Raw genomic sequence first — 14679 nt, forward strand, 5'->3', positions numbered from 1 at the left:
CTCAGTACGCGAGCGAGCGGTCGACGGCGTCGAGCACTCGGTCCAGGCCCGGAAGGTACTCCTCCTCCAGGCGCGCCGGCGGGTACGGGGCGTGGAAGCCGCCGACCCTCAGCACCGGAGCCTCCAGGTGGTAGAAGGAGCGCTCCGTGATCCGGGCGGCGATCTCCGCGCCGGCGCCGTAGAACACCGGTGCCTCGTGGACCACGACCAGCCTGCGCGTCTTCTCCACCGACGTCTGGATCGTGTCGAAGTCGATCGGGGACATCGAGCGGAGATCGAGCACCTCCACCGACTTGCCCTCCTCGGCAGCGGCGGCGGCGGCCTCCAGGCAGACCTTCACCATCGGGCCGTACGCCGCGAGGGTGAGATCCGTGCCGGTCCGGGTGACCCGGGCCTTGTGCAGGGGGCCCGGGATGGCCTCGGTGTCGACCTCGCCCTTGTCCCAGTAGCGCCGCTTGGGCTCGAAGAAGATGACCGGGTCGTCGCTCTGGATGGCCTGCTGCATCATCCAGTAGCCGTCGGCGGACGTCGAGGGCGAGACGATCTTCAACCCCGCCACGTGCGCGAACAGGGCCTCCGGCGACTCCGAGTGGTGCTCGACGGCGCCGATGCCGCCGCCGTACGGAATGCGGATGACGACCGGCATCTTGATCTTGCCGAGCGCGCGGGCGTGCATCTTCGCGAGCTGCGTGACGATCTGGTCGTACGCGGGGAAGACGAAGCCGTCGAACTGGATCTCCACGACGGGCCGGTAGCCGCGCAGCGCGAGGCCGATCGCCGTACCGACGATGCCGGACTCGGCGAGCGGGGTGTCGATGACCCGGCCCTCGCCGAAGTCCTTCTGGAGACCGTCGGTGACCCGGAAGACGCCGCCGAGCTTGCCGACGTCCTCGCCCATGATCAGGACCTTGGGGTCGGTGTCGAGTGCGACGCGCAGCGACTCGTTGATCGCCTTCGCGAGGGGGAGTTTCTGTACGGCCATGGCTACTTGCCCTCCTCGACAGCGCCGGCACCTGAGTCCGAGAACGACGCCTCGTACGCCGCGAACTGCGCCCGCTCCTCGTCCACCAGAGCGTGCCCGTCCGCGTAGACATGGTCGAAGATCGCCATGTGGTCGGGGTCGGGCATCGCCCGTACCGCCTCACGCACCCGTCGCCCGAGCGCCTCGCTCTCCTTCTCCAGAGCCGCGAAGAACGCCTCGTCGGCGGCCGACTCGCGCTCCAGATAGGCGCGCAGCCGCAGGATCGGGTCCTTCGCCTCCCACGCCTCGCGCTCCTCGTCGGCCCGGTACTTCGTCGGGTCGTCGGAGGTGGTGTGCGCGCCCATGCGGTAGGTGAACGCCTCGACGAGCATCGGGCCCTGGCCGGTGCGGGCGCGCTCCAGCGCGGCGCGTGTCACGGCCAGACAGGCCAGTACGTCGTTGCCGTCGACCCGGACGCCGGGGAAGCCGAAGCCCTGCGCGCGCTGGTAGAGCGGTACGCGCATCTGCTTCTCGGTCGGCTCGGAGATGGCCCACTGGTTGTTCTGGCAGAAGAACACCACCGGCGCGTTGTAGACGGCCGAGAAGGTGAACGACTCCGCCACGTCGCCCTGGCTGGACGCCCCGTCGCCGAAGTAGGCGATGACGGCCGAGTCCGCGCCGTCCTTGGCCACGCCCATCGCGTAACCGGCGGCGTGCAGCGTCTGCGAGCCGATGACGATCGTGTAGAGGTGGAAGTTGTTGGTCTTCGGGTCCCAGCCGCCGTGGTTCACACCGCGGAACATCCCGAGCAGGTTCGTCGGGTCGACGCCCCGGCACCAGGCGACACCGTGCTCCCGGTAGGTCGGGAAGACGTAGTCGTCGTCGCGCAGCGCGCGGCCCGAGCCGATCTGGGCTGCCTCCTGGCCGAGCAGCGAGGCCCACAGGCCCAGCTCGCCCTGGCGCTGGAGGGACGTGGCCTCGGCGTCGAAACGGCGCGTGAGGACCATGTCGCGGTAGAGCCCGCGCAGGGATTCGGGGGTGATGTCGGCTACGTAGCCGTCGTACTCGTCGTTCTTGACGCGCTCGCCCTCGGGCGTCAGCAGCTGTACGAGCTGGGGCTCGGAAGCCTTCGGCTGCGACGCCGTCTTGGCGCCGGCGCGCTTGGTGCCGCTGCTACGTCGCGGCTTTCGCGCGGCGGCAGTGCTCTCCACGGTCACGTGCGTGCTCCTCCGTCGGTCCGGTCCCCGGGATCCGCCGGGAACCAGTGCGGCTCGCCTGCTTCCGGACGCGTGCACGGGGTGGGTGCGGCCCGGCCGGGACAGGCGTGACAGGTGCCCCGGCGAGCGCCCTGTCACAGGCACGTTACCCAGTGGGTCGCATTCCTGCGAAACCCCTATTGACCTGCGATTTTGCTTGGATATCCAAGTAAATCGCAAAAGTCGGGGACAACCACTGGTCACAGCCTTGCAGGCCGCCGGAACAACGGCACGTTATCCCGGCGGCCCACGACGGGGATAGAGGGAAGTGTGTTTGACTGATCTCGTGCCTGAAAAGGGAAAAATCACCGTATTTCTGCTGGATGACCACGAGGTCGTACGGCGGGGCGTGCACGAGCTGCTCGCCGTCGAGGACGACATCGAGGTCGTGGGCGAGGCGGGTACGGCCGCGGACGCGCTGACCCGGATCCCGGCGACGCGTCCCGACGTCGCCGTCCTGGACGTACGGCTGCCGGACGGCAGCGGGGTCGAGGTCTGCCGCGAGATCCGCTCCAGGGACGACGCCATCAAGTGCCTGATGCTCACCTCGTTCTCCGACGACGAGGCGCTGTTCGACGCGATCATGGCCGGGGCCTCGGGTTATGTGCTCAAGGCGATCCGCGGCGACGAACTGCTGACCGCCGTACGGGACGTGGCGGCCGGCCGCTCCCTGCTGGACCCGGTCGCGACGGCGCGGGTGCTCCAGCGGCTGCGCGAGGGAAACACCCCCAAGGGCGACGACAAGCTCGCGAACCTCACCGACCAGGAGCGCAAGATCCTGGATCTGATCGGCGAGGGTCTGACCAACCGGGTGATCGGCGAGCGGCTGCATCTCGCCGAGAAGACGATCAAGAACTACGTCTCCAGCCTGCTGGCCAAGCTGGGGATGGAGCGACGCTCGCAGGCCGCCGCGTACGTCGCGAGGATCCAGGCCGAACAGCGCTGAGAGCACCACCGGGCAGCAGCGAGCAGCACCGACCGCCGCTGAAACCTGTCGAAGGGCCCCACCCTGCCCGAGTTCCCTAAAGGCCCGATAAGGACGAAGGTCCCCTTCATCCGGGGCGGGCGGCTCTGTTCTGTGGACGATCGGTGACAGAGAGTGGATGGCATGTCCACCGATGATCTGCGCGCGATCGACCTCCTCAGCCGAGTCCGGTACGGGCGGGTGGCCACCAGCATGCGGGCGATGCCCTTCGTGGCCCCCGCACGGCACATCGTCAAGAACGAGAACGTCGTCCTACGCATGCACCGCGGAATGGGATACCACCGCGCGTGCAGCGGGAGCGTGGTCGCGTACGGCGCCGACAACTTCCACACCGGTGAGCCGGATCTCTGGTCGGTCCAGTTCACCGGCACCGCGAGCATGATCAGGCCGACGACGGACGAGCTGGCGCTCTTCGGGCCGGGTCCGCACCATGTCGACGGAGAGCCGTTCGAGCCCGTCTACATGAGCCTGACGCCCCAGTTCGTGACGGTGCACGTCCTTGAGTACGCGACCGGGCAGCCGGCCGAGCAGCCCGCCGAGCTGAGCGGGAGCGGGAGCGTGAGCGGACGGCGACACGATCGCCACGCTGCGTGATCTATCATTTGAAGGGTGCCCTGCTCATCTGCAACGACCGCGACCATGCCCTATGTCGCGACCGCTCCACCCCTGGTGGACCTCCCCTTCGGGCTCCTGCCCCTGGGTGACCTGCTCCGACGCTACGACCACTGCGGCGACCCGCTGGCCTGCCGGCCGGTCGCCCAGGGCCTGCTGAACCGCGGATACCGGCTCACCACCACCCGTGGCACCTACTTCCTCAAGCACCACCTCGACGGCGACCGCGAGTCCATCGCCCGCCAGCACCGCGCCACCCGCCGCCTCCAGGCGCTGGGGGTGCCCGTCGCCCCGCCCGTCCGGGACAGCGAGGGCGGCACGGTCGCCGTCGTCGGCGGCCACTGCTACGCCCTGCACCCCTGGATCGACGGCAGCCACCGCACCGGCGCCCAGCTGACGCCCGCCGCCTCGCGGCACCTCGGGTCGCTCCTCGGAGCCGTACACACCTGTCTGGCAGGGGTCATGGAGTCGGCGACGGACCGGACGGACCGCCTCGCGTACGAAGGGGCGTACGACTCCGCCGCCCCCGCCGACACCTTCGCGCTCATCGACGAGTTACTGGCCCTCGCCCGTGGGCGCACCCCGCGCGACGGCTTCGACTCGCTCGCCGAACACCGGCTGCGCGAGCGCCGCGCCCTTCTGGAGCTGCACGCCCACCACCGGCCGCCGCCGGCCGCCGAGGCGGCCACCGGATGGGTGCACGGCGACTTCCATCCGCTGAATCTGCTCTACCGGGGCACCGACCCGGTCGCGATCGTCGACTGGGACCGGCTGTCCGTCCAGCCCCGCGCCGAGGAGGCGGTCAGGGCGGCGGCGATCTTCTTCGTACAGCCGTCGGGGGAGCTGGACCTGGTGAAGGTACGGGCGTACGCGCGCGCCTACCGGCTCGTGTCCGGGGCCGACACCGCCGAACTGGCGTCGGCCGTCCACCGGGTGTGGTGGGAGCGGCTGAACGACTTCTGGATACTGCGCTGGCGCTACCAGCTGGACGACCGAAGGGCCGACCCGCAGTTTCCTGCGGTGTCGGCCCTGGCGGTGTGGTGGACGCGGAGGTACGAGGAGGTGTGCGAGGCGTTCGCGGGGTGATCAGCCGCCTGTCGCACCCTGCGCGGTGCCCGCCACGACGCCGCCGCCCGGGTCGCCCGCGGCGCCGCCGCCCGGCGTTCCCGTGTTGCCCTCCGTGGTGCCCTCGTTCGTGGCGCCCTCCGGGTCGCCCGTATCGCCCGACGGCGGGGGATCCGACGACGGATCGCCGCTGCCGCCCTCGGTCGTCCCCTCGTCGTCGCCCGGATCGGTCGAGGACGGCGGATCCGTCGGCCGGTCCGTCTCGGACGGCTTCTCGCTCGGGGACGTGTCGTTCGACGGGTACTCCGGCTGCTGGTTGCCGCCCGTGGAGGTGTTCTGGTCGTCGTCGGTCGGCGTGGACTCCTCGTCCGACTTCGACGGCTTGTCGCTCGGGGTGGAGGACGGGCTCTGCGTGGTCTTCTGGTCCTCCTTGTTGCCGCCGGTCGTACCGGTCATGTTGTTCACCGCGTACGCGGCGCCCGCCAGGATCGCGACCACGGCGAACAGCGCGAACAGCCACATCTTGCCGCGCCCGCCGCGACCGTTGCCGCCGTGGTGGCCGCCGTCGTAACCGCCGTCGTTCGGGTTCTGCGGCGGCAGCAGGGGGCGCTGCGTGGTGTCGCCGTGCTGCGGGTGACCGAGCGCGGTCGTCGCGGCGGTGCCCATCGCCGGGGTGCCGCCCTCGTGCATGTCGACGGGCCCGGTGTTCCAGGTGCCGACGTGACTGCCCTGCTGCTGGAGCATCTGCATGCCGTACTGGACGAGGCCGCGCATCTCCTCGGCGCTCTGGAACCGGTCGTCCGGGTCCTTCGCGAGCGAGCGCATGACCAGACCGTCCAGCTCCGGCGGCACCACGTCCGAGACCTCGGACGGCGGGACGGGGATGTCCTGGACGTGCTGGTACACGACGGACAGCGGCGTCTCACCGGTGAACGGCGGGCGCAGCGACAGGAGTTCGTAGAGCAGACAGCCCGTGGCGTACAGGTCGGACCGGTGGTCGACGGCCTTGCCGAGCGCCTGCTCGGGGGAGAGGTACTGCGGCGTGCCCATGACCATGCCGGTCTGCGTCATGGTCGACTGCGCGCCGTGCAGGGCGCGCGCGATGCCGAAGTCCATCACCTTGACCGCGCCGCCGTGCGTGATGATCACGTTCGCGGGCTTGATGTCGCGGTGCACGATGCCGTGCTGGTGCGAGTACGCGAGCGCCTCCAGCACACCGGAGACGATGATCAGCGCCTGCTCCGGCGGCGGCGCCTCGGCGTTGAGCAGCAGATCGCGGATCGTGCGGCCCTCGACCAGCTCCATGACGATGTACGGCACGGTCTGGCCGCCCACGACATCCTCACCGGAGTCGTACACCGCCACCACGGCGTGGTGGTTGAGACCGGCCACCGACTGGGCCTCGCGGGTGAAGCGGGCCTTGGAGACCGGGTCCTCGGCGAGGTCGGACCGCAGCAGCTTGACGGCCACGGTGCGGCCGAGCCGCACGTCCTCCGCCGCGTACACCTCGGCCATACCGCCCCGGCCGAGGCGGTACGTCATCCGGTAGCGGCCGTCTCCGACCAGCCCGCCGACGCCCCATGAGTCAGCGGCATCAGGCACTCCGCCGCCGCCTGCTTCGGGTTCGGGTGCCATCAGTCCTCGCCGTCGTTTCTGTCCGCGTGCCGCCCGCGTGCGCGGGGGCGCGGTGGTGCCTGGAATGGATGGGGGAAGGTTACGGGTCCAGGAGCCGGTACGAATCCTGGCTGACACTGTGCCGGTCACGCTACAGGCTTCGCGCGGCACGCCAATCGGGGATGGAACCGGCCATCAAACCCGGTACGGCTGCGCGCACGCAAATTCCATGCTTGTTCCATGCTTTTCCTGTAACGCTTCCGAGACGCTTGTTGTGCGTAGGGTCACGGAACGGGCACCTGGCTTGACGTGTCACTGCCCTGCGGCAGACTTGGCCCGTAAATCACGGGATCACCGGATCACGCGAGTGCGGGTGCGGATCAGCGCGAGCCACTGACATCACCGCGTCGCCGTGCCGAGGGGGAAGCACAGTCATGAGCCACGACGGCGCACAGGGCCGCTACGCGGGCGGTTCGGTCGCGGGCGGCCGGTACCAGCTTCGTGACCTTCTCGGCGAGGGCGGCATGGCGTCCGTCTACCTCGCGTACGACGCGGCGCTCGACCGGCAGGTCGCGATCAAGACCCTCCACACCGAACTCGGCCGTGAGCAGTCCTTCCGTGAGCGCTTCCGGCGCGAGGCGCAGGCCGTCGCGAAGCTGTCGCACACCAACATCGTCTCGGTCTTCGACACGGGTGAGGACGAGCTGGACGGCTCGCTCATGCCGTACATCGTCATGGAGTACGTGGAGGGGCAGCCGCTCGGCTCCGTACTCCAGACGGACATCCAGCAGTACGGGGCGATGCCCGCCGACCGCGCGCTGAAGGTGACGGCGGACGTGCTCGCCGCGCTGGAGACCAGCCATGAGATGGGCCTGGTACACCGCGACATCAAGCCCGGCAACGTGATGATGACCAAGCGCGGCGTCGTCAAGGTGATGGACTTCGGCATCGCGCGGGCCATGCAGTCCGGTGTCACGTCGATGACGCAGACCGGCATGGTCGTCGGCACTCCGCAGTACCTCTCCCCCGAGCAGGCGCTGGGGCGCGGTGTCGACGCCCGCTCCGACCTGTACTCGGTCGGCATCATGCTCTTCCAGCTGCTGACGGGCCGGCTGCCCTTCGAGGCGGACTCGCCGCTGGCGATCGCGTACGCGCATGTGCAGGAGGAGCCGGTCGCGCCCTCCTCCATCAACCGGTCGATCACACCCGCGATGGACGCGCTGGTCGCGCGGGCGCTGAAGAAGAACCCGAACGAGCGGTTCCCGAGCGCCGCCGCGATGCGCGACGAGTGCGCGCGGGTGCTTCCGCAGGGTCACACCGGCGCGCCGGTGATCGTGCAGGGCGCCCCCTCCACGAGCGGCTCGGGCGTCGGCTCGGCCGTCTTCCCGCCGGTCGACCAGGGCACTCCGGCGCCGCAGGCCGGGATGCAGACGCCGTACCAGCCGGGTGCGTACGGGCCGCCGACTCCGGCGGCCATGCAGAGCCCGGCGCCGATGCAGACACCGCCTCCGACGTACGGCTACCCGCCGCAGCACCACCAGGGCTACCAGACGCCGGCGCCCACGTACCCGATGGGGCCGCACGGTGGCGGCGGCGGGGACGGGCGGAAGCGGAACATGCCGGTGATCATCGGCTCGATCGTGGTCGCGATCGCGGCGATCGGCGGTCTGACGTTCGCGCTGACGCAGGGCGACAACGAGGGCGACGGCGGCTCGGAGGCCAAGCCCAGCGGGTCCGCGGTGGCCGGCCACCGGCCGCCGGAGCGCAACCGGACCATCGACAAGGAGAAGTGCTCGGACGCGTACGAGGACGGGGTGGACCCGAAGAAGGTCCAGGCACCCGACCTGCGCTACAAGGACATCCTCTCCGTCAAGGAGTGCCTGCGGTCCGCCGGGTGGACGTGGACGGAGACCGACGTCAACGACCCCACGCAGGCGGAGGACATCGTGGTCGACCAGTTCCCGCGCCAGGGCTCGGCGGTGCTGCCCAAGGACCAGGAGTTCGAGCTCAAGATCTCCACGGGCAACCCGGAGTAGCCACCGGCCCGGCACGGCCGCCGGCCCCGGCCGGCGGATGACCGCGGCAGTGTACGGCGGCCGTTCGCGCCCGCCGTCGCCGAGATGCCGCTTCTGTCACCACATGTGACGCTGAGTCCGTGATGTCACGGCTCCACGCACGGCTCCGCACCTCCTGCGCGCTCGCGGTCGCGGGCACGCTCGCCTCCCTGTTACTGGCCGCGCCCCTGGCGTACGCCGAGGACCGTGAGCCGCCGCGCGTCGGCCCCTCGCGTACACCGAGCGCGACGTCCTCGCTGGCGGGGAATCAGGCCGGGCAGGGGCGGCCCCGGCCGGGGCGGACCACCGCGAGCCCCGCGTCCTCGGAGCCGGCGGCGACCGACGAGTCGACGGACGCCGCGCCGTCACCGTCCCTGTCATCCCCGAGCACCGGCAAGAGCGCGAACGGAAGGACATCATCCGGTTCCGCTTCGCCGTCTCCCAGCGCCTCCGCGCCACGCTCCGCCGAGCCCAAGAAGGAGAAGAAGCGCGAGAAGGAGAGCGCCCCGAGGACGGAACCCGAGCGGACGCCGGAGCGCCGGGGCGAGGACGACGGAGACGAGGACGTGGCCCTGTCGGACGACTCCGAGGCCTCGGGGAACGCGCCCTACGCGCCCCCCACACCCCCTCAGGACGCCTCCGCGCAGGAGCGGAGCAGCCAGGCGGTCTCCCAGCCGGTCGCCCGCGCCGTCCCCGCGCTGACCCTCGGCATCGGCATGGCGCTCATGGGTCTCGGTATCGGATTTCTGGGCGTACGGCAGCGTCGACACTGACCTCCGGCACCCCGAAAACGGTCTCGCACACCCACTCTGAGCTGCGCCTTCAGCACCCTCGTACATCTCGCGTCACCCTTACGTCCTCCTTACGACGGACGCGTGACGTCCCCCTCAGGGCCCTTGCCGTAGGGGCCATACTCGGTATACATACTCAGTATGTCGATCCGCCACGGGCTGCTGGCCCTCCTCGAACCGGGACCGCGCTACGGCTCCCAGCTCCGTACGGAGTTCGAATCCCGCACCGGTGCCACCTGGCCCCTCAACGTCGGCCAGGTCTATACGACGCTGAACCGTCTGGAGCGCGACGGCATGGTCGTCCAGGACGGTGAGGACGAAGCCGGCCACGCGCTCTACGTGATCACCGACGCCGGTCGCGACGAACTGCGGAACTGGTTCCGCTCTCCGGTCGACCGGACCAGTCCGCCGCGCGACGAGCTGGCCATAAAGCTCGCGATGGCCGTCGGCGCACCCGGGATCGACATCCGGGACGTGATCCAGTCGCAGCGCCACCACACGGTCCAGGCGATGCAGGACTACACCCGCCTCAAGGCCCAGGCCACCGACGTCTCGCCGGACAACCGCGACGACGTGGCGTGGCTGCTCGTCCTCGAACAGCTCATCTTCCAGACCGAGGCCGAGGCGCGCTGGCTCGACCACTGCGAGGCCAGGCTCGTGCGGCTCTCGCTGATGGCCGCGGAGAAGGAGAAGCGGCGGAAGAAGACGGACGGGGAGGAGCGGAGCGCCGATCGGCGTCCGCCGGGGGAGCGGCCGGCGACCGCACCACAGGCCGGTCTCGGCCGCTCCAAGAACCGCTGACCCGACACCCGCGGCACAGAACGAACCACAGAACACACCACGAAGACGAACCACGCCCGCACCACCCACCCCACGTACCAGATCCGTTCTCTAGGGGGATCCACCCATGCCTGACCAGGCATCGCACCCTGTGCTCCAGCTCAAGGAGCTGACCCGCGTCCACGGCAGTGGCGCCACCGAGGTCCACGCCCTGCGCGGGATCAACCTCGACGTGTTCCCCGGCGAACTCGTCGCCGTCATGGGCCCGTCCGGCTCGGGCAAGTCGACGCTGCTCACCATCGCCGGCGGCCTCGACACCCCCACGTCCGGCCAGGTGATAGTCGAGAACACCGACCTCACCACCGCAGGCCGCAAGCAGATCGCCGCGCTGCGCCGCCGCAGCATCGGCTACGTCTTCCAGGACTACAACCTCATCCCGGCCCTCACCGCCGCCGAGAACGTCGCCCTCCCCCGCGAGCTGGACGGCACATCGGCCCGCAAGGCCCGCGCCGAGGCCGTCGCCGCGCTGCGCGAGATGGACCTCGACCAGCTCGCCGACCGCTTCCCGGACGAGATGTCCGGCGGCCAGCAGCAGCGCGTGGCCATCGCCCGCGCGCTCGTCGGCGACCGCCGCCTCGTCCTCGCCGACGAGCCCACCGGCGCCCTGGACTCCGAGACCGGCGAGTCCGTCCTCGCCCTGCTGCGCAGCCGCTGCGACGCGGGCGCCGCCGGTGTCCTGGTCACGCACGAGCCGCGCTTCGCGGCCTGGGCCGACCGGGTCGTCTTCCTGCGGGACGGCGCCGTCGTCGACCAGACCATCCGCAGCGACGCCGCCTCGCTCCTCACGGGCCAGGCGGCCGAGCGGTGAAGAACTGGTACCACTCCTGGCGCGCCGCGATCCGAATAGCCCGCCGCGACGCCTGGCGTTTCAAGGGCCGCAGCTTCCTGGTCCTCGCGATGCTCGCCCTGCCGATCGTCGGTGTGAGCGGCGCCGATCTGACGCAGCGCAGCTCGGAACTGTCCCCCGCCCAGCAGCTCGACCGCGACCTGGGCAAGGCCGACGCCGCCATCCACGACCCGGGTCTCGGCGGCGCCGCGCTCATGCAGAACCCCAAGGGCGACAACTACCAGCCGGCCAAGGAGTACGGCGACAGCGAGCCGTGGCCCGAGGGGAAGACGGACATCACGGCGGCCCTCCCGGCCGGCGCGAAGTACCTCGTCGACACCACGGGCATGGCCAAGCTCAAGACCGCGCACGGGCTGCGCAACACCTCCGTCCGCGAGCTGAAGGCGGCCGACCCGATGGCCGAGGGCATCATGGTCCTCGACCGCGGCCGGTTCCCCCGGAAGCCCGGTGAGGTCGCCGCGACCAACGCGTTCCTGGAGAGCAGCGGGCTGTATGTCGGCTCGAAGCTCACCGCGCGCGGTCTTGACACCACGTACCGGATCGTCGGCGCGTACGAGCTGCCGGACGATCTGAAGGAAGCCCAGGTCAACGCCCTTCCCGGCGCCCTGCTGGCCCCGCTCGACAAGGTCCTGGCGGCGGCGGAGCTGCCCGGCACGGACGCGAGCGACAGCTATCTGGCCACCGTTCCCGGCGGCGCCGGTTTCACGTGGAACATGGTCGAGGAGACCAACACCAAGGGCGTCACGGTCACCTCTCGCGCGGTCACGCTCAACCCGCCGCCGGACTCGGAGGTGGCGCTGTACCAGAAGGACGGATGGTCGTCCCACGGCGACAACTCCTCCGGCAACGCCACCGAACTGGCCATCCTGAGCACCGTCGTCGGCCTCGTGATGCTGGAGATCTGCCTGCTGGCGGGCCCCGCGTTCGCCGTCGGCGCCCGCCGCTCCCGCCGCCAGCTCGGCCTGGTCGGCGCCAACGGCGGCGACCGGCACCACATCAGGGCCATCGTCCTCAGCGGCGGACTGGTCATCGGCGTGGTGGCCGCCGTGGTCGGTACGGCCCTGGGCATCGCCCTGACCTTCGCGTTCCGGCCGGTCCTCGAAGGCGTACTCGGCCAGCGCTTCGGCAGCTTCGACGTCCGGCCGCTGGAACTGCTGGGGATCGCGCTGCTCGCGGTCGTCACCGGCCTGCTGGCCGCGATCGTGCCCGCCGTGACCGCGTCGCGGCAGACCGTCGTCGCCTCGCTCACCGGGCGGCGCGGCATCCGGAAGGCCAACCGGGTCCTGCCGATCGTGGGTCTGACCGCCGTCGTGCTCGGCGCGGGCATCGCGCTGTACGGCTCGGCGGTCTCCGACAAGGCCATCATCGTCGGCGGAGGCAGCGCGCTCGCCGAACTGGGTGTGGTGGCGCTGACCCCCACCCTGGTGGGCCTCTTCGGCCGGATCGGCCGCTGGCTGCCGCTCTCGCCGCGCCTCGCCCTGCGGGACGCCGTACGTAACAGGGGGCGTACGGCTCCGGCGGTGGCGGCGGTGCTGGCGGCGGTCGCGGGCACGGTGGCCGTGGCGACGTACTCGGCCAGTTCGGACGCCCAGTCCGAGGCCCGGTACGAGCCGCGGCTGCCGCACGGCGCGGTCGCGATCCTGTCCCCGGAATCGGCCGTGGACGTCCCGTCGATGCGGGACGACACGCAGAAGCTGCTGCCGACGGACGTACGGGCCGATGTGGACCGGGTCGTGGTCGGCAAGAAGAGCTGCTCCGCCTACGGGGGCGGCGACGACTGCGGACGGTACGAGATCGTCCGGCCCAAGGCGTACGAGTGCCCCCTGTGGATGTACGACGCCTCGGGCGAGGACCCGGCGGAGAAGTACTCCAAGGCGGAGCGCCGCGAGCTCTCCAAGGACTGGCGCTGCCTCCAGAACGACTACGGCATCGGCAGCGAGGGCGGCGAGATCCTGATCGGTGACGACCGGCTGCTGAAGGTCCTGAAGATCGACGACCCGGGCGCGAGCGAGGCGTTGGCGAACGGGCGGGCCGTGTCCTTCGTCAAGCAGAACATCGTCCCCGACGGCGCCGACAAGGGCGCCGGCAAGGGCGGTGCGACGACCGCGGCGACCACCGCCGCCAACAGCGTGGCGGCCCCCCAGGACGGGGCGAACGGCACGATCGGTGTCCGTCTCATCTCGGCGGAGGACGTCGACGAGGCGGACGCGGCGGGCATGAAGGGCGAGGAGCCGCCGGGCACCGTCAAGTCCATCCCCGCCCACCAGGTCGCCGGCGGCCAGAACGCGTACGGCGTGACGATGATCGTGCCTCCGAAGGCGGCCGAGAAGGCGGGCTTCACGACCGTCCCGCTCGGTTCCTTCTTCAGCACCGAGCGGCAGCCGAGCGACGCGCAGGAGCAGCGGCTCAACGGCGAACTGGCCAAGACCGGCAGCGATTCCACGCTGACCATCGAGAAGGGCTTCACCCCCGAGAACAGCGGCACGCTGCTGGCGCTCGCCGTCTTCGCGGGGCTGGTCACCATCGGCGCCGCCGGTATCGCCACGGGCCTCGCCCAGGCGGACGCGGAGCCCGACCTCAAGACGCTCGCCGCCGTCGGGGCGCCGACGAGGGTCCGTAAGGCCCTGAGCGGTTTCCAGTGCGGGGTGGTGGCCGCGATGGGTGTCGTGCTCGGCTCGGCGTCGGGGATCCTGCCCGCGATCGGGCTGCGCTTCACCGAACGCCGCGCGGAGGAGGCGATGTACGCGGAAGCGCTGGACGAGGGCTGGGGCGCCTGGCAGGACGTAACGGCGCCGTTCGTACCCGTCGTCATCCCGTGGGCGACGCTGGGCATGCTGCTCGTCGTGGTCCCGCTCGGCGCGGCGCTACTGGCCGCGCTGGTCACCCGCTCACGGGGCGCGCTGGCCCGCCGGGCGGTGATCTGACCCGGTCCGACGGGGGATGACGGGGGAATCCGACGGGGGACAAGACGGGGGACAACGGGGGAACGGGGCCCGTGGGAGAGCGATTCGCGCTCCCACGGGCCCCACCGCGCGCCGGCACCCGGGTGCGCGACAATGAACATATGGAAATGCCGAGGAACGAACGGTCGCAGGAGAGCAACCCCCACGTTCTCGTGGTGGGACAGGACGGGATGGCGCTCGGCGGCGGCCACGGGGACGACGAGCCGCGCGAGATCCCGGTGACGGAGATGGTCGAGCAGCCGGCGAAGGTCATGCGCATCGGCAGCATGATCAAGCAGCTGCTCGAAGAAGTGCGAGCGGCTCCTCTGGACGAGGCGAGCAGGGTACGGCTCAAGGAGATCCACGCCGGTTCGGTGAAGGAGCTCGAGGACGGGCTCGCCCCCGAACTCGTCGACGAGCTGGAGCGCCTCTCGCTTCCCTTCACCGACGAGGCCATTCCCTCGGAGGCCGAACTGCGTATCGCGCAGGCACAGTTGGTGGGCTGGCTGGAGGGTCTCTTCCACGGGATCCAGACGGCGCTGTTCGCCCAGCAGATGGCGGCACGGGCGCAGTTGGAGCAGATGCGCAGGGCGCTGCCGCCGGGTGCGTCGCCGCACGAGGACGAGGACGGCGAGGACCCGGGCGGGCACGGCGCGATCCGGTCCGGCCCGTATCTCTGAAGTCTCCGTCACCCCAGGGGTCCGGTTGCTAG

12 protein-coding genes are annotated in these 14679 nt (G+C 70.7%); 9 read left to right on the top strand and 3 right to left on the bottom strand.

Going from position 1 to position 14679, the window contains the following annotated elements; genetic code table 11:
- Window position 1 precedes the first annotated feature (1 nt).
- Both BHU15_RS21135 and pdhA read right to left on the bottom strand, forming a co-directional pair.
- Window positions 2-982: an alpha-ketoacid dehydrogenase subunit beta gene (locus BHU15_RS21135; protein WP_023540185.1), complete on the bottom strand. Its 981-nt coding sequence runs from the start codon at window positions 980-982 to the stop codon at window positions 2-4.
- A gap of 2 nt (window positions 983-984) precedes the next feature.
- Entirely contained in the window at window positions 985-2178 is a 1194-nt protein-coding gene (gene pdhA / locus BHU15_RS21140) for a pyruvate dehydrogenase (acetyl-transferring) E1 component subunit alpha (RefSeq protein ID WP_069628627.1), read from the bottom strand.
- A gap of 325 nt (window positions 2179-2503) precedes the next feature.
- Between pdhA and BHU15_RS21145 the strand changes: the two genes are divergently transcribed.
- The 3 genes from BHU15_RS21145 to BHU15_RS21155 all read left to right on the top strand — a co-directional run bounded on the left by BHU15_RS21145 (window position 2504) and on the right by BHU15_RS21155 (window position 4900).
- On the top strand, window positions 2504-3163 hold the full coding sequence (locus BHU15_RS21145; RefSeq protein WP_031230628.1) for a response regulator: 660 nt from the start codon (window positions 2504-2506) through the stop codon (window positions 3161-3163).
- Window positions 3164-3325: 162 nt separating this feature from the next.
- Window positions 3326-3796, top strand: coding sequence for a pyridoxamine 5'-phosphate oxidase family protein (locus tag BHU15_RS21150; RefSeq protein ID WP_069628628.1), 471 nt, complete (start codon window positions 3326-3328; stop codon window positions 3794-3796).
- A gap of 45 nt (window positions 3797-3841) precedes the next feature.
- Window positions 3842-4900: a phosphotransferase gene (locus BHU15_RS21155; protein WP_079128275.1), complete on the top strand. Its 1059-nt coding sequence runs from the start codon at window positions 3842-3844 to the stop codon at window positions 4898-4900.
- On the opposite strand, the gene BHU15_RS21160 is transcribed toward BHU15_RS21155, so the two are convergent.
- Complete coding sequence (locus tag BHU15_RS21160; protein ID WP_069628630.1) at window positions 4901-6514, bottom strand: protein kinase domain-containing protein; 1614 nt, start codon at window positions 6512-6514, stop codon at window positions 4901-4903.
- A gap of 413 nt (window positions 6515-6927) precedes the next feature.
- Here BHU15_RS21160 and BHU15_RS21165 point away from each other — a divergent pair, with 413 nt between their 5' ends.
- The 6 genes from BHU15_RS21165 (at window position 6928) to BHU15_RS21190 (ending at window position 14647) form a co-directional block, all read left to right on the top strand.
- Complete coding sequence (locus BHU15_RS21165; protein WP_069628631.1) at window positions 6928-8529, top strand: protein kinase domain-containing protein; 1602 nt, start codon at window positions 6928-6930, stop codon at window positions 8527-8529.
- Window positions 8530-8648: 119 nt separating this feature from the next.
- On the top strand, window positions 8649-9320 hold the full coding sequence (locus tag BHU15_RS21170) for a hypothetical protein (RefSeq protein ID WP_135064670.1): 672 nt from the start codon (window positions 8649-8651) through the stop codon (window positions 9318-9320).
- 159 nt (window positions 9321-9479) lie between these two features.
- A complete protein-coding gene (locus tag BHU15_RS21175; protein ID WP_079128276.1) occupies window positions 9480-10139 on the top strand; it encodes a PadR family transcriptional regulator in 660 nt (219 codons plus the stop codon).
- A gap of 106 nt (window positions 10140-10245) precedes the next feature.
- Window positions 10246-10986, top strand: coding sequence for an ABC transporter ATP-binding protein (locus BHU15_RS21180; protein ID WP_069628633.1), 741 nt, complete (start codon window positions 10246-10248; stop codon window positions 10984-10986).
- Window positions 10983-13949, top strand: a complete 2967-nt coding sequence (locus tag BHU15_RS21185; RefSeq protein WP_069628634.1) for an FtsX-like permease family protein — start codon at window positions 10983-10985, stop codon at window positions 13947-13949. The genes BHU15_RS21180 and BHU15_RS21185 overlap by 4 nt, the downstream gene beginning before the upstream one ends.
- Before the next feature lie 140 nt (window positions 13950-14089).
- Complete coding sequence (locus tag BHU15_RS21190) at window positions 14090-14647, top strand: bacterial proteasome activator family protein (RefSeq protein WP_031230637.1); 558 nt, start codon at window positions 14090-14092, stop codon at window positions 14645-14647.
- Window positions 14648-14679 lie beyond the last annotated feature (32 nt).

It is taken from the genome of Streptomyces niveus, assembly GCF_001723055.1.
Taxonomy (GTDB): domain Bacteria; phylum Actinomycetota; class Actinomycetes; order Streptomycetales; family Streptomycetaceae; genus Streptomyces; species Streptomyces niveus.